This window comes from Roseomonas genomospecies 6, assembly GCF_008365375.1.
Lineage (GTDB): Bacteria > Pseudomonadota > Alphaproteobacteria > Azospirillales > Azospirillaceae > Azospirillum.
The window spans coordinates 1-24,284 of record NZ_QOKW01000008.1 but is presented as its reverse complement, the minus strand read 5'-3'; the positions used below and the strand labels follow the sequence as shown (position 1 = coordinate 24,284).

General features: G+C 69.8%; 7 protein-coding genes and 2 pseudogenes. 3 read left to right on the top strand and 6 right to left on the bottom strand.

From position 1 onward, the window contains the following. Window positions 1–6: 6 nt before the first annotated feature. A pseudogene (locus tag DS843_RS12215) lies at window positions 7–3,153 on the top strand (efflux RND transporter permease subunit); the annotation flags it as partial. Between the two features lie 393 nt (window positions 3,154–3,546). Here the strand turns inward: DS843_RS12215 and DS843_RS31745 are convergent. Next, a pseudogene (locus DS843_RS31745) lies at window positions 3,547–3,666 on the bottom strand (IS5/IS1182 family transposase); the annotation flags it as partial. A gap of 753 nt (window positions 3,667–4,419) precedes the next feature. Between DS843_RS31745 and rnk the strand changes: the two are divergent. Together rnk and DS843_RS12205 are read left to right on the top strand one after the other, a co-directional pair. Beyond that, the gene (gene rnk / locus DS843_RS12210) at window positions 4,420–4,812 is read left to right on the top strand and encodes a nucleoside diphosphate kinase regulator (protein ID WP_149469165.1); all 393 of its coding nucleotides are present in this window, start codon (window positions 4,420–4,422) and stop codon (window positions 4,810–4,812) included. A 104-nt stretch (window positions 4,813–4,916) separates the two neighbouring features. Continuing rightward, window positions 4,917–6,884, top strand: a complete 1,968-nt coding sequence (locus DS843_RS12205) for a hybrid sensor histidine kinase/response regulator (protein WP_286192065.1) — start codon at window positions 4,917–4,919, stop codon at window positions 6,882–6,884. 16 nt (window positions 6,885–6,900) lie between these two features. Here the strand turns inward: DS843_RS12205 and DS843_RS12200 are convergent, their stop codons facing one another. Genes DS843_RS12200 through DS843_RS12180 form a run of 5 tightly spaced genes read right to left on the bottom strand, consistent with a single transcriptional unit; the run spans window position 6,901 to window position 24,263 of the window. Then, entirely contained in the window at window positions 6,901–9,087 is a 2,187-nt protein-coding gene (locus DS843_RS12200; protein ID WP_149469163.1) for an HlyD family efflux transporter periplasmic adaptor subunit, read from the bottom strand. Then, window positions 9,072–10,424 (bottom strand): efflux RND transporter periplasmic adaptor subunit, encoded by a 1,353-nt coding sequence (locus DS843_RS12195; protein WP_149469162.1) that lies wholly within the window; start codon window positions 10,422–10,424, stop codon window positions 9,072–9,074. Before DS843_RS12195 ends, DS843_RS12200 begins: the two co-directional genes overlap by 16 nt. Continuing rightward, window positions 10,421–11,293: an efflux RND transporter periplasmic adaptor subunit gene (locus DS843_RS12190; protein ID WP_149469161.1), complete on the bottom strand. Its 873-nt coding sequence runs from the start codon at window positions 11,291–11,293 to the stop codon at window positions 10,421–10,423. Before DS843_RS12190 ends, DS843_RS12195 begins: the two co-directional genes overlap by 4 nt. Next, on the bottom strand, window positions 11,290–12,900 hold the full coding sequence (locus DS843_RS12185) for a TolC family protein (protein ID WP_167525283.1): 1,611 nt from the start codon (window positions 12,898–12,900) through the stop codon (window positions 11,290–11,292). Before DS843_RS12185 ends, DS843_RS12190 begins: the two co-directional genes overlap by 4 nt. A 47-nt stretch (window positions 12,901–12,947) precedes the next feature. Continuing rightward, window positions 12,948–24,263, bottom strand: a complete 11,316-nt coding sequence (locus DS843_RS12180; protein WP_208852224.1) for a VCBS domain-containing protein — start codon at window positions 24,261–24,263, stop codon at window positions 12,948–12,950. Window positions 24,264–24,284: the final 21 nt, after the last annotated feature.

Below are 24,284 nucleotides of genomic sequence, written 5' to 3'. Positions count from 1 at the left end.
GGGGCCATGACCATCTCGCACTTCTTCATCAACCGGCCGATCTTCGCGGCGGTGCTGTCCATCTTCATCACCCTGATCGGGGTCTTCGCCTATCTGACCCTGCCGGTCGCGCAATATCCGGAGATCGCACCGCCGACCATCGTGGTCAACGCGACCTATCCCGGCGCTTCGGCGCAGGTGGTCGCCGACACCGTGTCCGCTCCCATCGAGCAGGAGATCAACGGCGTCGAGAACATGCTCTACATGGCCGCGCAGGCCACCAGCGACGGGCGCCTCCAACTGACCATCACCTTCCGGCTGGGCACCGATCTGGACACCGCGCAGGTGCTGGTGCAGAACCGCCTTGCCGTGGCGGAGCCCCGCCTGCCGGAGGAGGTGCGGCGCATCGGCGTGACCGTGCGCAAGAACTCGCCCGACATGCTGATGGTGATCCATCTGAACTCGCCGGACGGATCGCGCGACCAGCTCTACATGTCGAACTACGCGCTGTTGCAGATCAAGGACGTGCTGGCGCGTCAGGACGGGGTGGGCGACGTCCAGGTGTTCGGCGCCCGCGACTATTCCATGCGCGTCTGGCTCGACCCCGACCGGGCGGCGGCGCGCGGCCTGACCGCCGGCGACGTGGTGCGGGCGATCCAGGCGCAGAACGTCCAGGTGTCGGGCGGCGTCATCAACCAGCCGCCCGTGCCGGCTCCCGGCGCCTTCCAGCTCAACGTCGAGACGCTGGGCCGCCTGACCGACGCGCGGGAGTTCGGCAACATCATCGTCAAGACCGACGGGGCCGCGGTCACCCGCCTGCGTGACGTGGCCCGCGTCGAGCTGGGGGCGCTGGACTACAACCTGAACGCCTATCTGGACCGTCAGCAGGCCGTGCCGCTGGTCATCTTCCAGAGGCCGGGCTCCAACGCGCTGGAGACCGCCGACCGCATCCTGGCGACCATGGCGGATCTCTCCAGGGGCTTCCCGAGCGGGATGCGCTACGACGTGGTCTACAACCCGACGGAGTTCATCGCGCAGTCGGTGGAGGAGGTCTACAAGACGATCTTCGAGGCCGTGGCGCTGGTCGTCGTCGTCGTCATCCTGTTCCTCCAGACGTGGCGCGCGTCCATCGTGCCGATCGCCGCGATTCCCGTCTCGCTGATCGGCACCTTCGCGGTCCTGGCGGCGCTGGGGTACTCGCTGAACACGCTGTCGCTGTTCGGGCTGGTGCTGGCGATCGGCATCGTCGTGGACGACGCCATCGTCGTGGTGGAGAATGTGGAGCGGTTCATCCGTCAGGGCATGAAGCCCAAGGACGCCGCGCACGAGACGATGAACGAGGTCGGCGGCGCCCTGATCGCCATCGCTTTGGTGCTCACCGCCGTGTTCATCCCGGCGGCCCTGGTCAGCGGCATCTCCGGCCAGTTCTTCCGCCAGTTCGCGGTGACCATCGCGACCGCCACGGTGATTTCCTGCCTGGTGTCGCTGACCCTCAGCCCGGCGCTGTGCGCGCTGCTGTTCAAGCCGCACGAGGAGCACCCGCCCAAGCCGTCGCCGCTGACGCGCCCGGTCCACGCCTTCTTCCGCGGCTTCAACCGGGGTTTCGACCGGCTTTCCGACGGCTATGCCGGACTGACCGGGCGGCTGGTGCGGCTGCCGGTGATCGTGCTGTCGGTGTATGGCGTGCTGCTCGCCCTGACGGCTTGGCAGTTCACCCGGGCGCCGACCGGGTTCATCCCGAATCAGGACCAGGGCTATCTCATCACGGTGGTGCAGTTGCCTCCCGGCTCGTCGCTGGCCCGCACGGACGAGGTGGTGCGCACCGCGGTGGACACGCTGCTGAAGACGCCGGGCGTGATCCACGCCGTGCCCTTCGCCGGGCTTGACGGAGCCACCTTCACCAACGCGCCGAACGCGGGAGCGATCTTCGTGACCCTCGCCCCGTTCGAGGAGCGCATTCCGAAGAGCCAGACCGCCGAGTCCGTGCTGGGCGATCTGAGGACCCGGCTGGGGACCATCGAAGACGCCTTCATCATCACCATCCCGCCGCCGCCCGTGCGTGGCATCGGCAACTCCGGCGGCTTCAAGATGATGGTCGAGGACAGGCGGGGCCGCGGCCTGCCCGCGCTGGAGGAGGCGGTGAACGAGCTGTCCGCCGCGGCGAACCAAATTCCGGGCCTCGTCGGCGTGTTCTCGCTGTTCAACACCAAGACGCCGAAGGTCTTCGCCGACATCGACCGCCAGCGCGCGGAAATGCTGGGCGTCACGGCGGATCAGGTGTTCGAGGCGCTGCAGATCTATGTCGGCTCCTCCTTCGTCAACGAGTTCAACCTGCTGGGCCGCACCTACCGGGTCACCGCGCAGGCCGATGGGCGGTTCCGCCAGACTCCGCGCGACATCGCCAACCTGAAGACCCGCAACGCGCAGGGTGACATGGTCCCGATCGGCGCGGTGGCGGAGTTCCGGGACATCACCGGCCCCTACCGCGTCGCCCGCTACAACCTGTATCCGGCGGCGGAACTCCAGGGGAACACCCTGCCCGGCTTCTCCACCGGATACGCGCTGGCGGCGATGGAGAAGGCCGCGGCGGAAACATTGCCGGACGGTTTCGGTTTCGAATGGACCGAACTGGCCTACCAGGAGAAGGCCGCGGGCAACACCGGCCTGTTGGTGTTCGGGCTGTCCGTCGTCTTCGTCTTTCTGGTGCTGGCCGCGCAGTATGAGAGCTGGGCGATGCCGCTGTCGGTCATCCTGATCGTGCCGATGTGCCTGCTGGCCTCGGTGACCGGCCTGCTGATGCGCGGGCTGGCGGTCGACATCCTGGCGCAGGTGGGGTTCGTCGTGCTGGTCGGGCTGGCCGCCAAGAACGCCATCCTCATCGTCGAGTTCGCGCGCCAGAACGAGCTGTTCGAGGGCAAGGACCGGTTCGAGGCCGCGGTCGCGGCGGCGCGCACCCGGCTTCGCCCGATCCTGATGACGTCCTTCGCCTTCATCCTGGGCGTCGTGCCGCTGATGATCGCGCAGGGGGCGGGGGCGGAAATGCGCCAATCGCTGGGCACTGCGGTGTTCACGGGAATGCTGGGGGTCACGGTCTTCGGCCTGATCTTCACCCCCGTGTTCTACACGGTGATCCGCCGCCTGTTCAGCGGACCCCTGGCCGTCAACCAGCATCCCGTCAGCCAGCAAACCGCCGAGGCGCCCATCCGAGCGCACGCCGGAGCGGACGCCGCGGCTTCCGGAGAGTACAATCCAGCAGCCCGTGAAATCCCGGGAACCTCCGCCCCCGACCGTTGATCGAGGGTGACCTTGCCCCGTTGTGTGATGGGCTCCCTGTCGATCCCATTCTCGTCTCCACCGCCGCCGCCGCCGTGTGTGCGTGTGTGCCTGCGCGGGAGATTATCGATCAGGCCAATCAGTTGCTACGTGGGGAGGCCACGCCGGATACGATGATGCATGCCAGGATTCGATGCCCATCCTGGAAATCACTGAGAGTCTGTCCTGAAAGATCATTTCCGAGTGAGGCGCCGAAGCATCACCCAGATCATGGCGATGCGGATGAAGGCGACCGAAGCCCTTGGCCTGATCGGAGCGCTTGACGATCTCCAACCGCCAGTCACCGGTGTCCCTCACCTTGGTGGCCGCGACGTTCCCTTGGTAGCCGCCGTCGGCGAAGATGACTTGGAGGAATGACGAGCACGCAGACAACGACCTCGTCTCGCAGCAACATGCAGCCTTTCCTTGCGCTCAACTACGTCATCTGCGAAGCGATTTACGTCGTCGGTTGACCAGGCACCGATTCCGGCCGCACATCCGCTGGCCCCGACTGCCCGGATTGGACCTCGTTTCCCGTCAGGGAGGGCGCTCCGTGCGGTGGAGGCCAACACCAACGGGTAAGCCCGGCAACACCAGCTTGCTACCGGGCCCGGTATCGGCCATGATTGGAGCCGCCATGATGATCGTCGCCCTCCAGAACCGTCCTCTCTTGCGCGCCGGTTGCGTGCATTCAGGCACGTCCGCCCCGGATCTGGGCCGCTAGGCAGCGCCCCGGTCCAGAACCGGGGCTCACATTCCCGACATCGCCGCAGAGCCGGGGGAGATCCGCGATTCATGCGGGCAGTCCCTCGGGCTCGTTCCTGTTGACCGCCGTCGAGGCCGCCATCGCGGCCTTGGACGTCGACTTTGTAGGTGACCCGATGATGACGGAGCGTGACGTGACGCCGCCGAACCGCCCTGCCGAAGCCGAGACCCGCACAACCCAGGTCGTGCCCCAGGTCGTGCCCTTCAAACGAAGGCCGCAGCGACCGCCCGCGTCCCAGCCTCGCCCGCAGGACGGCGGCGATGACACCCCGCCGCCCGCCGCGTGACACGGCCCTTGGCGGATGGGGTTGTCCCGCCGCCTCGCCATGGAGTTTCCGGACCCACGTATGAAAGGATAGAACCATGCCCTCTCCCGAACTGTTTCCGGCTGTCACGCTGTCATCCGACGACTACGTCTGCCTGCTCGGTCTCGTGGCCGCTTCCGCAGCGTCGGAACCCGACGTCTCCGACTATCTGGGCGCGGAACTCGAGCGAGCGACGGTGGTGCGGTCAGGCGAGGTCATGCCGACCGTGGTTGCGATGAACGCGCGTGTCACCTTTCGCAACGAGGCGACCGGACGGGTTCGGACCGTTACCCTCGTCTATCCATCGGAGGCCGACTTGGCCGCGGGAAAGGTGTCGGTCCTGACGCCGATCGGCGCCGCGCTCATTGGCGTCGCCGAAGGGCACGCGATCTGCTGGTACACGCGTTCGGGCGAGGCCAAGACGTTGACCGTGCTGGAGGTGGAACAATGAGGGCGCCGAACCGCGCCGGGCCTCCCTGAGGCCGGCTTCGTTGAATGACGTCTCCAACAGCGATAGAGTGCCAACCATCTTTCAGAGTGCTTTGGAGAACCCTGGTGGAGATTGAGTCGTCGACCGGCGTTGGCGGGCAGTCGCTGTCCGGCGAGCGGCGATTCGAACTGCTCGTCAACAGCGTTCGCGATTACGCCATCTACATGCTCGACGCACATGGGATCGTGACAAGCTGGAACCCGGGCGCGCAGCGGTTCAAGGGATACACGGCCGCAGAGATCATCGGACAACATTTTTCCCGCTTCTACACCGAGAACGATCAACAAGCCGGAGTGCCGCAGCGGGCGCTCACCATCGCCTTGACCGAAGGAAAATTCGAAGCGGAAGGTTGGCGCGTTCGCAAGGACGGCACGCGCTTCTGGGCCCATGTCCTCATCGATCCGATCCGGGACGACGACGGCAACCTGGTTGGATTTGCCAAGGTCACGCGCGACATCACCGAGCGCAAGCAGGCCCAGGAAGCCCTGCGGCAGAGCGAGACGCGCTTCCGCCTGCTGGTCCAGGGTGTGATCGACTACGCGATCTTCATGCTCGATACGACCGGGCATGTCACGAACTGGAACGCCGGCGCCCAGCGCATGAAGGGCTACACCGCCGAGGAGATCATCGGGGAGCACTTTTCGCGCTTCCACACCGACGAGGATCGGGCCGCCGGCATCCCCATGCAGGGGCTGCGCACCGCGGAGCAGACCGGGAAATTCGAAACCGAAGGCTGGCGGCTCCGCAAAGACGGCACCCGTTTCTGGGCCAGCGTCGTCATCGACGCGATCAGGGACACCAACGGAAACCTGATCGGTTTTGCCAAGATCACCCGGGATATCACGGAGCGCAAGAAGGCGCAGGAGGCTCTGGAGGAGACCCGTGCGGCACTCTTCCAGGCCCAGAAGATGGAGGCGGTGGGGCAGCTTACCGGCGGCATCGCACACGACTTCAACAATCTGCTCCAGGCCATCGGCGGCAGCCTGGAGATCATCGAGCGGCGGCTTGCGGCCGGGCGAGGCGACGTCGAACCCTATGTGACCGCCGCCCGGACCTCGATCGAACGGGCAACAGCCCTGACACGGAGGCTGCTGGCCTTCGCGCGCCGACAGCCCCTCAAACCCGAGCGCACCGATTTGAAGCCGCTCGCGGATGAACTTCGGGACCTGATCGAACGCTCGGTCGGCGAAGCGGTCCGGGTTGAAACGCGGCTGGCTCCCGAACTGTGGCCGATCTGGGCAGACGCCAATCAGGTCGAGGCCGCGCTGTTGAATCTGGCCATCAACGCCCGCGACGCGATGCCCGATGGCGGACGGCTCACCGTTCAGGGCGCCAACGTCCATCTGGACGAGGCCGCGGTGGCTTCGCAAGCCGGAATGCAGCCCGGCGATTATGTGCTGCTCGAGGTGGCCGACACCGGCACCGGCATGCCTCCGGAGGTTCTCAACCGCGCCTTCGAACCGTTCTTCACGACGAAGCCCGTTGGCCAGGGAACCGGCCTGGGACTCAGTCAGATCTACGGCTTTGTCCGGCAGTCGGGCGGATGCGTCCGCATCGACAGCGCGGTGGGACAGGGAACGTCGGTGAAGCTGTACCTGCCCCGTTATCAGGGTGCGGAGCAGGCGGAACCCACCCCCGGAAAGGCACCCGATCAGCCGCCGCCGATGCCGGGAACCGTGCTGGTGGTGGAGGACGAAGCCATTGTCCGCATGCTGCTCGTGGAGGCGCTCCGGGAACAGGGTTCGACCGTCCTGGAGGCCGAGGATGGACACGCAGCCTTGACCATCCTCGCCTCTCCGACGCGGATCGACCTGGTGGTGACGGATGTGGGCCTGCCCGGCATCAGCGGACAGCAGCTCGCGGAAACGGCCCGCTCAATGCGGCCGGAGCTGAAAGTGCTGTTTCTGACCGGCTATGTCGGCAACGCAGCCATGGACAAGGAACAGCTCGGGCCGCGCACGCGGCTTCTGGGCAAGCCCGTCGCCATCGACCAGTTCCTCGCCCAGGTGCGCGCGATGCTGGACAACGGCTGAGGCGATCCGTCCCATCTCACCAGCCGCTTTCGCGGATCAGCACGCCGACGGCGATCCGCCACAGGCGCCGGCCCCGGCTTTCCCGTTCGCCCTCGATCAGGACGGTGCCGCGGCTGGCGTGCGGCAGGGTCAGGCCGTCCACCGGCGCTAGGGTGGCGCGGTAGACGGCCTCCTCGGTGACGGTCTTGCCGTTGGGCAGGGTGCGGGCTGCGACTCCGCCACCCTGGGTGGAGGCCAACTCCGCGGAGTCCAACTCACGGGTGGCGAGCGCGTCGATGGAGCGCAGCCGCAGCGGGATGGGTCTCGACCCGTCCTCCGGGACAAACCGCGCGGGCGCACCGGCCGTCAGGCGCGACAGGTCGGCCTCCGCGACATAGGCCTCCGCCACCACGCTGTCGGGCGCGACCAGCAGCGCCAGGGGTTCCTTCGCCGCCACCCAGGCGCCGGGGCGCAGATGGTCGGCCAGTTCCAGCACGCGGCCCGTGAAGGGCGCCCGCACGGTCATCTCGTGGCGCTGGGCGGTCAGCGTCTCCAGGTCGGCGACCGCGCCCTCCATCTGCTGCCAGGTGACCGGCAACTGCGAGGCCTGTTCGGGATCGGCGGCCTGGGCGTTGGCCTGCACCTGATAGAGCCGGACCTGCCGCTCCGCCTGCGCGATCCGGTAGGACAGGTCCGGAGATTCCAGAACGAAGGCCGCGGCGTCGGCATCGAGCCCGGCGCCGATCCCCTCCGGCAGGGTCCTCACCTGACCGGCGTGCAGCGCATAGAGCACCGCCTGCCGCTCCGCGTGGAGAAGCGCGGGCGCCGTCACCTCGCTCCGCCAGGGGACGAGGAAGGCGGCGGCGAGCAGCCCGACGGCGGCCAGCGTCGTCACGCTGTTGCGGTTCCAGCGCATGGCGCGGCGTTGCGCCATCCAGGCTGCGAGTTCGGACACGATCGGGCGCACGATGAACCAGCCGATCTCCACGATCATCAGGAAGAGGCCAAGAAGCTTGAAGAACAGGTGATAGACGAGTAGCGCGATGCCCATGAACAGCAGGAAGCGGTAGACCCAGATGGCGAAGGCGTAGCCGATCATGAAGCGCCGCCGCCCCGGCGTCTGCACCTCCGGCGGCGGCGCGCCCAGGCCGAACAGCCGCTCCCGCAGCCACCAGCGGCCCATGGCGAAGCTGCGGTCCTGGAGGTTCGGGATGTCCAGCGCGTCGGCCAGCAGGAAATAGCCGTCGAAGCGCATCAGCGGGTTCAGGTTCACCGCCAGCGTCATGATCCAGGTCGTGCCGGCCAGCATGAAGACGCCCGAGCGCAGCGGCCCGTCCGGCAGGAAGCTCCAGGCCAGCGAGGCGAAGGCGGCCACGGTCAGTTCCGCCAGCATGCCGCCCGCGTCGATCAGCAGCCGCTTGCGGCGCGACGTCAGGCGCCACGCCTCCGTGGTGTCGGTCCACAGCACGGGCATCAGCACCAGGAAGGCCACGCCCATCGCCGGCACCCGGCAGCCGCTCAGCCGGGCCGCGTAGCCGTGCCCCATCTCGTGGATGATCTTGGCGAACAGCAGGGCGGCCCCGCCCAGCGCCGCCCCTTCCAGCGTGAACAGGTGCAGGAAGCTGTGGGTGAAGCTGTCCCACTGGCGCCCGATCAGGTGGAGGCCGAGCATCGCCACGACCAGCACCAGAAGCAGGAATCCCCGCGTGAAGAGAGGACGGACGAGCGGCAGCGTGGCGCGCAGAAAGCCATCGGGCCGCACCAGCGGCACGCGCAGGAACAGGTAGTTCTTCAGAAGCCATTTCAGCGGATGCTGCCGGCGCGCCGCGACCCGCTGCGCCATGCGCGCGGTGCCCTGCGGGCCGATGGGGTGCAGAAGCTCGCCGCGCTCCGCGAACTGGACGAAATGCAGCACCTCCTCCGCGGAGACGGCCAGCGGAGTCTCCCGCGCGATGGCCTGCGCGATGGCGTCGGCGCGGCCGAGCGGCCAGCGCTGAAGGATCTCGAACTCCAGCCAGCCGATGCGCAGGAAGCGGTTGGCCGCCGGGTCGTGCAGCGTCCAGGTCGGCGCCCCTTCGTGGGTCGGCGGGCCGGGCAGCAGGGCCAGATCGTCGCGCAGGGGCGGCAGCGGCGTTTCGGCAGGTGACGGGGCGGGCGACGGAGCGCGCCGGATGGGAGCGGCGCCGCCGGGCGGGGCGTCGGTTGCGGTCAGAAGGTCAGCCATTGCCGAGCCGTGGCGATGGGACGACGGAGAATCCACAGCGCCAGCGGCGCCGTTTCACCATAAACCTTCGCGGTGCCCTTGAAGCCGAGCCGCGGCGTGCCGCCCTGCCCTTCCCCGGCACCGTCGAAACCGGCCTTCAGCTTGTAGGCCACCACCCCGTCCGGCATGGTCTGCGCGCGGTAGCTGCCGGAATGGAGCGTCGCCCGCATCGGCGCGTCCGGCGCCACGTTCAGGAAGAAGGCGACCTCCGCGCGCTCGTCCAGCGGGATGGCGTCGCCGACCGGCAGGCGGATTTCCAGCTCCACGTCCGCCGGGTTGGCGACGATCATGATCCGCTCGCCCTGGGTGACCGGGCGCCCGATCCAGTCGTTGGGGTCGTCGAAGACGGCCACGCCCGCCGCCGGGGCGGTCAGGGTGGCGCGGTCGAGCATACCCTGCAGATAGGCGATCTCCGCCGCCTGCTGCTCCAGGTGCCCCTGGAGGATGGCCAGCTTCGCCTTGGCCTTCGGGTCGAACACGGCGAGCTGGGCGGCCTGCTGGTATTCGGTCTGGGTGACCTCGCGCGCCTTCTGCGCGACCTTCAGCTTGCTGCGCAGTTGCGCCGTGTCCAGCGTGGCCAGCGGCTGGCCGGCGCCGACGGGCTGGTTCGGCGTCACGGCGACGCTGTCCACCACCCCGTCGAAGGGCGCGCGCACCAGCGTCGGCGTGCGCGGCACCACCTCCGCCGGGGCCAGCACCGACTGCCGCACCGGCAAAGCCCCCGCCCCGACCACCAGCGTCACCAGCGCGGCCAAGGCGGCCTTGCGCCACAGGGCGCCTTTCCGCTTCAGGCGGACCCGGCGGGCGTGGGCCAGCAGCCAGGCGTGGGCGTAGGCGTCGGCGAGGTGGGCCAGCAGATGCCGGTCGGCCTCGGTCCAGGGTTCCGCGCGGGCGAACAGCAGGCCGCCGACCCGCTGGTCCCCCGGCGCCACCAGCGGGACCCACAGCGCGCAGGGCGCCAGATGCTCCGCCCAATCCCGGCTGACAGCGGCGGGCACGTCCTCCGCCGTCACCGCGCGCGGCTCCGTCCCGTCCGGCACTCCCGCCAATTCGGCGCACAGCCGCGACACCCACTGCCCGTAGGGCGCCGCAAGGTCGGCGACCGCCACCCCGGACAGCGCGTCGATGCGTCCGCGCGCGTCGCCGATCCACACCGCCGCCTGCTGGTAGGGCATGACTCCGGCGGTCTCGTTCGCCATCACGAAGGACAGCTCGTTCCGTGCGGCGTGGCGCGCGCGCCGTTCGATCTGGAGCAGAGCCGACAGCCGAAGCAACTGCCGGTTCAACTGGGCGCTCATGGAGTTTTGTCCGCCGGTTTCTTGTCCGAAGGCACCGCTTGTACCGGGTCGGCAACACCGCCGGTTGTGTTCTGGGAAGGCGAAATTTGGGTAGGCGTGTCTTGAGGTGGCGCAATCACGGCGCGCCCGCTCATGCCGGGCAGCAGGTCGCCGGTCGCGCCCGTGATCGACGCGTAGATCTTCACCGACTGGCTGACCGGATCGACACGGCCCGACAGGCGCGACACCTTGGCCTGATAGAGCTTGCCCGTCTCGTCCACCTCCACCTGGAATCCGGTGCCGACCCCCAGCCACGCCAGCCAGCGGGAGGGGATGATCGCTTCCAGTTCAAGCTGCTGGTCGTCGAGGATGTCCAGCATCGGCTGTCCCTCGCCGATGAACTGCCAGCGCTTGACCGACACGCCGGCCACCCGCCCGGCGAAGGGTGCGGTGACGGTGCAGCGGTCCACCATGGCCCTGGTGATGCTCACCTCGGCGGCGGCGGTGGCGACGTCGGCGGTGGAGACGTTCATTTCCTTGACGCTGACCGAACCCAGCTTGCGCAGGCGCTCGTTCACCGCCTGCAACTGGCGGTTCTTCTCCAGCAGCGCGACGGCGCGGGCGTGCTGCCCCTCCTGCACCGCGCAGTCGAAGCGGACCAGAACCTCGCCCTTCTTGAATCGGTCGCCGTCCTCGATGGACAGGTCGTGGATGCGCCCGGCCATCGGGCTGGACAGGGTCGTGGCGACGCGCGCCGTCACCTGGGCGCGGATCTCCCGCGGAACGATCGGCAGGATGTCCCCGCCGGTCTCCGCCGCCACCCCCGGCCCCACGCCGGACATGAGGAGGAGGAAGGCGGCGGCGAAACACGTCGCGAAGCGAAGCGTCATGATACCGGGGCGGTCTGGGGTTGCGTGGACGGTTCGGACGGGGGCGCCGAGGGGGCCTCGGCCTGCGGCGGTTCGGAAGGCTGGCCGGGGACCTGATCGGGGGCCGGCTCCAGATGCGGGATGTCCGGCAGGCGCCCGGCGTCGAGGTCGTCGAGCGACCGCTTCACCACGGCGGTCAGCGTTGTCAGGTCGTCGGTCTCCACCGCCGCGGGCACCGGATCGAAGCCGAGCGAGGTGTAGAGGTTGGCGAGCGAAGCCTGCAGATCGGTGAAGGCGCGGTCGCGGTCCAGTTCCGCGGCGACCGCCGACAGGCCGCGGCGGATGCGCTCGAACTCCGGTTCCGCCTCGGCGAGGCCGCCGTCCGACACGGCCTTGGCGATGCCCGCCTCGACCTGCGAGATCTCCTGCGCCGAATCCAGCGTCTCCACGGAGCGGAGATACTGCTGGTGGCTGACGTTCACCTGGGTCAGCACCGCGACGCTGAGGGCGAGGCGGCGGACCTTCGACACCTCGATCTGCTTGCGGGCGGCGTCCATGGCGATCGGCCCGCTGATCAGGTTGACGAGGTTGTAGGTGGCGCGCACCCCCGCCTCGGCCCACAGATTGTTCACGAGGTAGGAGTTGCTGTCGTAGTTCAGGCCGCCCAGCACCGAGAGGCCCGGCACCAGCCGGATCATCTCCTTGTAAAGGTTGTTGCGGTCCACCCGCTCCTGGTAGGCCTCCTCGCGAAGCTCCGGGCGCTGCGACAGGGCGATCAGCTCCAGCGAGGGCAGGTCGGCGGACAGGCCGCGCGGGAAGGACGGCGTCTCCGGCGGCAGCTCCACCGTGAATTCGGTGCGCGGCGGGATGTTGACCAGAGCGGCGAGCTGCGCCTTGGCGACCGACAGGTCCGACTTCAGGCGGCGAAGCTGCGTGATCACCTGCAACAGGTTCTTGCGGTATTCCAGCGTTTGGAGCACCGGCTCCAGCGAGTTCCGGCTGATCTCCGCGTTCGCCTTCAGCGCCTTTTCGGCATCGGCGAGCAGCGGGTCGATCTTCGGCAGCAGGCGCTGCGCCGTCGCCGTGCGCCAGTAGGCGCTGCGCACCTCCTTGGCGATGTTGTTGATGACGCGCCGCCGCCGCTCCACCGCGATCAGCGCCCGGTCGCCCTGCTGGCGCGCCTGGAAATAGCCGACACCGAAGTCCAGCAGGTTCCAGGAGAAGGTCAGGTCGGCGGTGCCGCGGTTCCGGTCCTGCGAGGTCGAGGGCTCGAGCGACTGGCGGCGGGTGAGAACCGACAGCGACGAGGAGGCGTTCTCGTTGTTGCGCACGTTGTAGCCGGCGCTGGCCGCCAGCCGCGGCAGCATGTTCATCACCGCGACGTCGAACTGGCTGGTCTGCAAGGCCGATTCGACGCTGGCGAGCTGCTGGTCGTAGTTGTACTTGAGCGCCCGCGCCACCGCCTCCGACGCGGTCAGGGGACCGGCGAGCGGCGCCTGATCCTTGTAGAGTTGCGCGTAGTCGGTCCTGGCGCGCGCCAGATGCTCCTCCGGCAGGATCGGGGCCGGGGCGACGGCACAGGCTCCGAGGAGGGCGACCGCGCCTAGCGGGCCGAGGGAGCGTAGCATGCGGTGGGGGCTCATGCGGGTCGTAGGCTCTGTGTGATGCCGCCGGGTCAGGCGGCGTTGCGGTCATCGGTGACGAGAAGCGCGTTCAGAAGGCTGCGGGCCTCCGCCAGCAGGCCGGGCCGCCCGGCGGCGTGAAGCTGAGCCGAGAAGGAGGCGCGGCCGGCCGGCGGCGTGGCACCGGAAGGAGCAAGGTCGGCGATGTTGCGGTCTGTGGCCGTCCAGGCGTCGGCCCCCTCCATGGAGTCCGGCGCTCCGGCATCGGCACGCTGGTCCCTTGGCACCTGGAGCGCCGGTTGGTCCTGCTCGCCGCCCTGGTTTCCGATCGGATTCCCGCCCTGCCCCTCGCCCGGGGGTTGCTGCCCCTGGGCCTGTGGGCGGCCCTCGCCGCCGCTCGGCTGCTCGCCGCGGCCGTTCCCGACGGGGGTCTGGGTGTTGAGGTCCTGGGTGACCAGCACGCGGAACTGCGCCGCCGCCTGATTGCCGCGGCTGTCCTTGGCGACGATGACGATGTCGAGCGCCCCGCGTGCCTCGGTCGGCGGCGCGCCGCGGAAGGACAGGTTCTGCGCGTCGAACTGCAGCCAGTTGGGCAGCGGGCTGCCGTCCGGGCGGGTCGCCTGATAAACGAGCCGCTCGTTCGGGTTGGTGTGCCGGAAGATGTTCTTCGGCACCTGGAAGCTCGTCTGTTGCTGCGGCAGCAGGGTCTGGTTGCCGACCGACCCGGCGAGGAACAGCTCCACGTTGGCCTGGCTGGACTGCCGGAAGATGGCCGAGGTGGACAGGTCGCCGTTGCCCTGGCGGTTCAGCAGGCTTGCGGTGTTCACCGCCCCGGCGCCGAAGCCGCCGTTGTCGCCCGCCTGCACCTGGGTGAAGGGGGTCGCGGTGAAGCCGGTGGTCAGCCCGTCGCCCGCCGGCGTGGTGCCGGTGACGAGGGGCGCGTTCGGGGTGGCGTTGCCCGTCCCGGTGATCAGCGAATCCCCGTTGGTGGGCGTCGTCGGGGGGGTGCCGGGTGTCGTCGGCGTCGTGGCGGTCGGGGTGCCTGGCGTCGGCGTGTCGGCGCGCGGCACCTCCGCCGTGATGCTGAACGTCACGCCCAGCGTCGCCGAGGCGCCCGCGGTGTCGGTGGCCCGCAGGATCAGCGCGAGCGTGCCGGCGGCATCCTGCGGCGGAGTCCCGCGGAAGGTCAGGGTCGCCGGGTCGAAGGACAGCCAGGAGGGCAGCGGGCGGCCATCGGCCAGGGTCGCCGTGAAGGTCAGGCTGTCGCCGCGGTCCACATCGGCGAAGCGCGAACGGTCGACGGTGAGCGCCATCTCCTGCCCGGCGTTGCCCGACACGGCAGGCGGATCGCCGGTGACGGTCGGGGCGTCGTTGGTGCCGGTGATGGCGATGACGACGTTGCGGGTGACCGTGCCGCCCTTCCCGTCCGACACGGTGATCGCGTAGGTCTCGGTCAGCGTTTCGCCCGCGCGCAGGAATTGAAGCGCGGCGTTGTCCGCCGTGTAGGTCCAGGTGACCTGCCCGCCGGCTCCCGTACCCGTCGTGTCCGCGGTCCGTACGGCGGTCAGCACGCCGAGCTGGCCCGTGCCGCTCGTCGACACGAAGACCGCCGTGACGCTGTGCGCGTCGGTCAGGTCCACGTCGGTGAAGGCGACGGTGCCGCTGTCGGTCAGGGTTGCGCCGCCACCCGCATCCTCGGTCACGGCACCGGTCAGCTTTGCCGGGCCGATCACCGGCGCGTCGTTGGTGCCGGTGATGGTGACCGTGACGTCGCGGGTCACCGTACCGCCCTTCCCGTCGGAGACGGTGAGCCTGTAGGTCTCCGTCACCGTCTGACCGGCGGCCAGGAACTGCACCGCGGCGTTGTCCACGCCGTAGGTCCAGGCGATGACGCCCCCCGTGCCGGTCCCGCTGCTGTCCGTCCGGACGATAGCGGTCAGCGTTCCCAGTTGCGCCGAGCCGGTGGTGGCGGTGAAGGCCACCGCGACGCCATGGGTGTCGGACAGATCCGTATCGCCGAGATCGATGATGCCCGTGTCGGTCAGGGTGGTGGAGTCCGCGTCCTCGGTCACGGCGCCGGTCAGCTTGTCCATGCCGACGACCGGCGTGTCGTTGGTGCCGGTGATCGTGATCGTGACGTCGCGGGTCACCGTCGCGCCGCTCGGGTCCTTCAGGGTCAGCGTGTAGACCTGGGTCACCACCTCGCCGGCAGCGAGCCCCTGCACGGCGGCATTGTCCACCGTGAAGGTCCAATTCACCTGCCCGGCGCCCGACAGATCGGTCGTGTTCTCCGCCACGCTGGCCGTGAGAACCCCGAACCCGCCAGCCGGGACGAAGCCGGAGGGGACTCCCGCCGAAGCGCTGACCGTCGCCGTGCCGACCGCGACCGTGTGCGTGTCGCTGAGGTCCAAATCGGTGAAGGCGATGGTGCCCGTATCGGTCAGCGTCGGCTTATCGGCGTCCTCGGTCACCGAACCGGCGGTCTTGCCGGTGCCGATCACCGGCATGTCATTGGTGCCGGTGATGGTGATCGTGACGTCCCGGGTCACCGTGGCGCCGCTCACGTCCTTCAAGGTCAGCGTGTAGACCTGGGTCACCACCTCCCCGGCTGCGAGCCCTTGCACGGCGGCGTTGTCCACCGTGAAGGTCCAGTCGATCCGGGCCGTGTTGCCGAGGTCGGTGACATCCTCGACGATGTTCGCCGTCAGAACTCCGAAGCCGCCCGCCGGGGCGAAGCCGGAAGGGACACCAGCCGAAGCGCTGACCGTCGGCGTTCCGACCGTGACCGTATGGGTGTTGCTGAGGTCCACGTCGGTGAAGACGATGGTGTCGCCGCTGGTCAGTGCCGGGCTGCTCGCGTCCTCCACGACGGCCCCGCTCGTGCCTTGCGTGCCGATCACCGGAACGTCGTTGGTACCGGTGATCGTGACCGTGACATCGCGGGTGACCGTCGCGCCACTCGGGTCCTTCAGGGTCAGCGTGTAGACCTGGGTCACCACTTCGCCGGCTGCGAGCCCCTGCACGGCGGCATTGTCCACCGTGAAGGTCCAGCTCACCTGCCCCACGCCCGACAGATCGGTCGTGTCCTCGACGATGCTTGCCGTCAACGTGCCGAACCCGCCCGCCGGGACGAAGCCGGAGGGAACGCCGGTCGAGGTGCTGACTGCCGCCGTTCCGACCGTGACGGTGTGAGTGTTGCTGAGGTCCACGTCGGTGAAGGCAATGGTGCCCGTGTCGGTCAGCGTCGGCTTGTCGGCGTCCTCGGTCACCGCACCGGCGGTCTTGCCGGTGCCAATGACCGGGGTGTCGTTGGTGCCGGTGATCGTGATCGTGACATCGCGGGTGACCGTCGCGCCGCTCACGTCCTTCAGCGTCAGCGTGTAGACCTGGGTGACGGTCTCACCAGCGGCCAAGCTCTGCACCGCGGCGTTGTCCACTGTGAAGGTCCAGTCGATACGGGCCGTGTTGCCAAGGTCGGTGACGTCCTCGACGATGCTCGCCGTCAGCGTGCCGAAGCCGCCGGACGGGACGAAGCCGGAGGGGACACCCGCCGAAGCGCTGACCGTAGCCGTTCCGACCGTGACCGTGTGGCTGTTGCTGAGGTCCAGGTCGGTGAAGGCGATGGTGCCCGTGTCGGTCAGCGTCGGCGTATCGGCGTCCTCGGTCACCGCACCGGCGGTCTTTCCGGCGCCGATCACCGGCGCGTCGTTGGTGCCGGTGATCGTGATCGTGACGTCGCGGGTCACCGTGGCGCCGCTCGGGTCCTTCAGGGTCAGCGTGTAGACCTGGGTCACCACCTCGCCGGCAGCGAGCCCCTGCACGGCGGCGTTGTCCACCGTGAAGGTCCAATTCACCTGCCCGGCGTTGGACGCATCGGTGGCGTCCTCCACCACACTGGCCGTCAGCGTGCCGAAGCCCCCCGCCGGCACGAAGCCGTTGGGAATGCCGGTCGAACCGCTGACCGTCGGCGTTCCGACCGTGACCGTATGGCTGTCGGTCAGGTCGAGATCGGTGAAGGCGATGGTGCCGCCGCTGGTCAGCGTCGGGCTGCTCGTGTCCTCCACGACGGCCCCGCTCGTGCCCTGCGTGCCGATCACCGGGGTGTCGTTGGTGCCGGTGATGGTGATGGTCAGGGTGGAACTGCTGGACACGCCCGCGGTGTCGGTGACCGTGTAGGCGAAGGTCTCCGTCAGCGTTTCCCCGGCCGCCAGGGCCTGCACGGCGGGCGAGCCGTTGTCGATGGCGTAGGACCAAGTGCCGTCCGCCTTCAGCGTCAGCGAGCCGTAGCCGCCGGCCAGCGCCGTGCCGACCGTGCCCGTGGCAGTGCCGAAGCCGACCGCCGTGACGGCGCCCGGATCGCCCGCGTCGATCTCCACGTCGTTGGTCAGCACGGAGCCGATGGCCGGGGTGGCCGCGTCCTCCTGGATCGCGCCGGTATCGGGCTTGGCGACCGGAGCGTCGTTCACACCGGTGATGGTGATCGACAGCGTACGGCTGACCGCGGCGCTGCCCACGTTGCTGCCGTCGGCGGCCAGCACGTCGTCCACCGTGTAGGTGAAGACCTCGTCGTTCAGCGTCTGCCCCTGGCGGAGCTGCTGGATGACGTCGAGGCTGCTGTCCAGCGTGTAGCTGTAGCTGCCGTCGCGCTTGATGGTCAGCGTGCCGTAGCTGCCGGCGACCGTGGCGCTGTTGTTGGCGCTGGTGTCGATGGGGCTCGCCGCACCCGTGCCCTGGATCGCGGTGACGTAGAGAGTTTGCGGCGCAATGGTGCCCAGCGAGTCGCGGTCGAAATCGTTGGCGAGCACGTTGCCGGTGGCCGGGGCCGCCGCGTCTTCCGCGATGCCGTTGGTGTCGTTCGCCGCCTCGATGGCGTCCTCCACCGCGGTGACGGCGGTGCCGAGCGTGACCGTCGTCGCGGACCACGGGCTGGTGCCGCCGATGGACAGGGTCTGGCCTGCGGCGGCGCCGCCGACCGTGGCGTCGGACAGGCGCACCGCCAAGCCGCCCGGCGTGCCGTTCCAGTCCGCGACCGGCACGAAGCGCAGGCTGGCGGTGGTCGGCAGGACCAGTGCGTTGGTGTCCGACAGGCCGGCGGGCAGAGCCGTCCACGCCGTGCCGTCGGTCGAGTAGAACCACTGCCCCTGGGCCGCCGTCGCGGCGTTGCCGACGATGGCGATTCCGGCCAGCGCTTGCGTGCTGGCGTCGGCACCGCCCGTTGTGCCCGTCCGGTCGTCCGCCGCGTCGCCGTAGAGCGGGCCGAACAGGCTCGCCACCGTGGCGCCGGGGATGGAGGCGGCGGGGGTGTCCTCCGCGATGGCCGGCAGGGTCGCCGTGCCGCTCGCGGTCGGGGCGTCGTTGACGTTGGCGACGGTGGGTTGCAGGTCGATGCTGGCCACCGACCAGCGGCCCGTCTGCCCGGTCCCGCCGTTCACCGACAGGTCCTTCAGGTCGGAGGCCGATCCGCTGGCCGTGACCGGGTTTGCGGAGCCGTCGGCCAGCCGCAGCGTCAGCGCGCCCGGCGTGCCGTGGAAGTCGGCGGCCGGCACAAAGCGCACCTGCGTGGCCGCGTCGAGCACCAGGGCCGACGCCGCGGACAGGCCCGTGGCGGGAATGTCCGTCCAGGTCGTGCCGTTGGCGAGATACTGCCAAGTGCCCTGCCCGGCCACGGAGGCGTTGCCGACGACGGCGACGAAGCTGAGCGCCGTGGCGTCCGCCGAACCGCCCTTGGTGGTCTGGTCGTCGGTGGCGTCGGTGTAACGACCGGTCAGCAGGCTGGCGAAGGTGGCGCCAGCCGGGGCGCTGTCCTCCGTCACCGCGATGGCGACGGGGCCGCTGCCGGTGACCACCGGGCGGTCGTTCACCGCCGTGACGCTGGTCGCCAGCGTCAATTGGTTGGCCGCGTCGGAGTAACGGCTCTCGCCGCCCGTCGCCGTGGCGCCGCCGAGATCGACGACCGTGCCGCCGACGAGCGCCGCGCCACCGTCCTCCACGAGGCGGAGTCCGAGCTGCGGCGCCGGGCCGTTGAAATCGCCCGCCGGCTGGAAGCGCAGCCGGTCACCGGACCCGAGCAGCAGCGCGGTGCCGAGCGTCCGGTCGCCGACGTCGATCCAGGCGCCGCTGCCGCCGATCCGGTACTGCCATTGGCCCTTGGCCGCGTCGGCGGTGCCCGCCACGATGGCGATTCCGGCGAAGCCGTTGGCGCTGCTGCCGCCGGTCACCGCGTCGGGCGCGTCGGACAGCCGGGCGGCGAACAGGTCGCCGACCGTGGAGCCGCTGTTGGCCGTGCCGTCGATGTCCTCCGCCACCGGCGCCAGGGTGACCGTGGCGGTCGAGGTCGCCGTGGGCGCGTCGTTCACCGCCTGCACCGTGAAGGTGACGGTATCCACGTCCTGCAAGGCGCCGCCGGAACCGTAGTTGCCGCGGTCGTTGGTGGTGATGGTGATGCTGTCGGTGCCGTTGAAGTGGGCGTTGCCCTTGTAGGTGACCGACGCCAGCAGCGCCTGCAGGGTGGCAAGCGTACCGGTCGCCGTCACCGTGGCGTCGGCAACGCCGTCGCCGCTGGTGAAGGCCACCCCGGCGCGGCTGGCCGCGTCGCCCAGCGTCAGCACGCCGTTCTGCGCGGTCAGGGTGACGGTCAGGGTCCGGTTGGCGACGTCCGGATTCTCGTTCACGTCGACATCGGTGATGGAGAAGGCGTTCGACCCGGAGAAGGTGAAGGCCGTGTCTTCCTTGATGCCGGTCAGGGTTGTCGGCACCGTGTTGACCGGCGCGTCGTTGACCGCGCCGACGCGGGCGGTCAGCACCACCGTGGTGCCGCTGAACTGGTCGTTGTCGCCCTTGTTGCGGTCGCCGTCGGTGGTGTTCGCGTCGTCGGCGGTGGTGTCGGTGCCATTGCTGGTGCGGTCCCACAGCTTCAGCGTCAGCCGCGCCCCGGCGTCGCCGTTGAACAGGGCGGTCGGCACGAAGCGCACGCGGTCGGTCGGGTTCAGCAGCAGCGCGGCGGTTGCGGAGGTGCCGGTCGGGATGTCGGTCCAGGTGGTGCCATCCGTGGAATACTGCCACCGCCCATCGGTGTTGAGCACGCCCGTGACGGCGAGGCCCAGCCCGTCGGTCGGCGTGCCGACGCCGCCCGCGCGGTTGTCCGCGTCGCGGGCGTCGGCGCCCAGCAGGGCGACCAGCGACGCGACCGTGTCGCCGCTGTTGGAATAGGTGCCGGTGCCGTTCCACTCCGTGATGGTGGTGCCGAGGATGGTGCTGCCGTCGGCGCGGCCGATCACCGGGGCGTCGTTCTCCGGCGTGACCAGGACGGTGTTGGTGAACAGGCCGGTCGCGGTCTGGGTGGTGGCCGCCCCAACGGCCCCGTTGCGCACGTCCATGGACACGGTGCGGATGGCCCCCGCCCCGCCGACCGGGTCGTCGCTGCCGTTGGCGAAGGCGATCTGGCGGATCAGCGCCAGCACCGCCGCCGGAACGGCGTTGCCGTTCAGCGCGATAGCCAGGGGGGTGTTCGCGTCGGTACCTCCCGACAGCGTGCCGATCACCACCGCCACCCCGGAGCCCGCCCCGTCGGCGTCCCACAGCACGTCGGACCCGGAAACGCTGATCCAGTTCGACGCGGCGTCGCCGCTGCCGACCACGACCAGCCGGTCCGACGCCTGCCCGCCGCCGGTGAAGCTTGCCGTGACGACGCCGCCGTTGAAGGTGGCGTTGTCGTTGTCGGTGATGGTCACCGCCGCGTCGTTGAACAGCCGTTGCGGCGCCGCGTTCTCGGCGTAGGCGACCTGGGTCAGGACCGGCGCGGCGCCGGTGCGGATCGGTTCGTTGACCGGGACGACGGTGACGGAGGTCGCGGAGGTCGCCGTCAGCGCGCCGCCGTCGCCCTGATCCACCTGGGCCGTCCCGTTGCGGTCGTCCACCGTCAGGTCGATGGACACCGGGCCGGCGGACACGCCGTCCACATTCTCGCTCAGGTTCGTGTAGGTGACGGCCTGGACGACCCGGCTGGCGACGTCCTGGGTCACCGCCGCCGCGCCGCCCAGCGTGATGCGCAGGCGCCCGGCGGTCGTCGTGTCGATGCTGCCGATGACCACGTCGTCCGACGGGTCCGCCGTGCCGTTGGCGAGCCGCAGCTCCGTCCCGACGGCGTAGATGGAATTGGCGGTGGCGGCGTTGCCGCCGAAGCCGAAGCGGTCGTCCGCGTTGGGCGTGCCGCCGCTGCGCTGGAAGGTCAGGGTCACGCCGCGGTAGTCGTTCGGCCCGCCGCTGGCATCGCCGATGTCGGCGTCCCGCAGAGTCGCGTCGGCGTCCAGCAGGACCGCCGCCCCGTCCTCGGTGAAGGTCGGGCCGCTGGAGCCGAAGTTGCCGATGACCGGCCGGTCGTTCTCCGGAACCACGGTCAGGGCCAGGGTCGTCGCGCCGGCAACCCCGCTGCCGCCGTCGTTCACGGTGATCGTCAGGGTGCGCGGACCCGGCGTCGGGCGGTCGCTGCCGTTCTGGTAGGTCAGGGCCTCGATCACGCGCTCGACGTTGGCGACGGTGCCATGGGTGGCCGCGTCGGCGCCGTCGATGGCGATGGTCAGGGTGGCGCCGTTGCCGCCCGACAGGGTGCCGATGCTGCGCCAGTCGCCCCCGGAATAGACCTGAACGCTGGTGCCGCCGCTCAGCCGCACGGCCCCCTCCACCGCCGTCACCGTCGCGGGCAACGACAGCAGGTCGTCCGCCGCGAGGCCGGAGACGGTGACCGACCCGCCCACGTAATTCGGGCTGTCGGCGTCGTTCAGCGTCACCGCCGCCGGATTCCCGATCAGCGCCACCGGCGCGCCGCCGGTCACGTTGACCGCGTTCTCCCGCACCGTCCGATCCTGGTAGCTGCCGGAGAAGCGCGGCTGGTCGTTGGCGGCGACGAAGGAGATGGTGGTGACCGGCAGGTTGCTCCCCCGCTCGTCGTCCGCCGCGATGGCGTCGTCCGTGCCGGCGTCGGTCACTTGGACCTTGACCGTGCGCGTGCCCGACGGGTTGTCGCTGGTGTTGCTGTAGGTGATGCCCTGCAACAGGCTGGCGAAGTCCGCCTTGGTGTCCACCGTGGCGGTCGAGCCGGCACCCAGCGCGCGGATGTCCACCTGCCGGTCGCCGCCGACCGTCGCGATGGTCACGCTGAAGCGGCCCAGCGCCCCGGCGTCCACCATCTGCGCGGTGACGTCCGTTCCGATGGCGAAGCGGGTGCCGCCAATGGTCAGGAACTCGCGCGCACCGTCGGCGACCGAGCCGACCGTCAGCACCATCCGCGCCAGGTTGGCGTTGTCGATGTCGGTCAGGGTGCCCGCGGAGGCGATGGCCAGTTCCGGCTCCGTCCCGTTGGCAACCTCGGCGTAGGTGATCGCGTTGTCGGACCCGGCGGCGGCGCCGTTCAGGTCGACCACCGGGGCCTCGTTGGTGGTGACCACCGTCACCGTGGCCGCCGCCGTGTTGCTGGCGAGGCCGGTCCCGGCGGGCGTGCCGTCGTCGTTGCTGCCGGCGTCCGTCACCTGCACCGCGAAGCCGCGGGTGCTGCCGGTGTTCGGCTTATCGGAGGTGTCGCGGTAGGTGATTCCGGCCAGCAGCGCCGCCGTGTCGGCCAGAGCCATGGCGCCGCCCCCGGCGGGCGTGATGGTGACGGTGGCGCCGGTGCCGCTCGCGGCCACGTTGACGTGGAAGTTCGTAGTTCCCGCCGTGACGGTGACCGGGGCGCCGGTGCTGGTGGCGAGCGCGAAGTCGGTGCCGCCGATGCGCAGGACTTCGGCGTTGCCGTCCAGGATGTTGCCGGCGGTGATGGTCAGGCTGGCGAGCTTGCCGCTGTCCGGGTCGGACAGGGTCGCCAAGGGCCAGAGCGCGCTGCCCGTGCCGCTGTCGGTGCCGTCCACCTCCGTGTAGGTCAGAGTCGTGCCGGTCCCGGCGACCGTGCCGTTCAGGTCCACCACCGGCGCGTCGTTCAGGCCGTTGATGGTGACGGTCAGCGTCGCCGTCTTCGCCGCGCCGAGCTTGCCGGTGTCGTTCACGGTGTAGGTGAAGACGTCGGTGCGCGTCTGCCCGTCGCGCAGGAACTGCACCGACGCGGTGTCGAGCTGGTACGTGTAGGAGCCATCCGCGTTCAGCGTCAGTCGGCCCCAGGACCCGGTGACCGCACTGCCGACGCCGGTGCCGTCGGTCAGCGCCGTGGCGGTGGCGCCGGCGGCGACACCCTGCACGCTCAGCGTCTGCTCCAGATCCACGTCGCTGTCGTTGGACAGCACGCCGGTGGCGGCGGTCTTGGAGACGCTGGCCGTGTCCTCGGTCAGGCTGTCGGTGTCGTTGGTCGGCACCGTGTCGTCGCTGACCGGGGCGACGTTCAGGATGATGGTGCCGGTGCGCGTCGCCGCCGTGGCTCCCTGGTCGGAACTGTAGGCGGTGACGGTCAGCGTCGACGCGGTCTTGCCCGGCTGCTGCGCGTTCCAGTCCTGCGGCGGGCGGATGGTCAGCGTCGCCAGCGTGCCGCCGGTCAGCACGCCCGTGTTGAAGGTGCCGTCGCCGTTGGCGACCAGCGTCAGCGGCGTGCCGTTGTCCTTCACCACCCAGCCCGCCGGAATGCCGTCCAGCTTGAAGCTGATCGTCTCGTCGACGCCCAGCGTGTCGGTCTCGCCGATCACGGTGGCGAGGGCGATGTCGCTGTCCTCGTTCCCCGTCACGGTAACGGCTACGGACGGATTGAGGGTGCCGTTGATGGTCAGGTTTGGCGTATCGGAGACCGGGTTGACGGTGATCGCCTTGGTCGCGGTGTGGCTCAGCGCGCCCGTGCCGCCGTTGCCGCCGTCGTTGACGGTCAGCGTCAGCGTGTCGGTCCCGCTGTAATCCCGCGCCGGGGCGTAGGTCAGCCGCTGCAAGGCCGCGTTGACGTCGGCCAGCGTCCCGCTCAGCGTCAGCGTCGCCGCGCCGTTGGAACCGGTCAGCGTGCCGGTGGCGCCGCCCAGCGTCAGCGTGCCGTGCGCCACGCCCACCGTCACGCTCACCGTCGCGTTCGCCACCCCGCCGAACGGCACGTCCAGACCGTCGCTCACCGACAGGCCCGTGCCCAGCGCCAGCGATCCGTCCTCGTCCACCGCATAGGTCCCGGTGATCGCCGCCGCCGGCGTGTCGTTGACCGGCGTCACCGTCACCACGAAGCTGCGCGTCGTCTTCAGCTTGGCGTCGGTCGAACCGGCCGAGGTGTCCACATAGGCGTAGTCGCCGTTGCCCGTGGCCGCGTCGTTGGCGTCGCCCTCCAGCGTTGCCGGGCGGCTGCCCAGGTTGCCGAGGTCCTCCACCACCACCGTCACGGTGATGGCCCCGTTCCAGTCCGACGCCGTCGCCCCGCCCACCGCCGGGTAGGCGACGGTCAA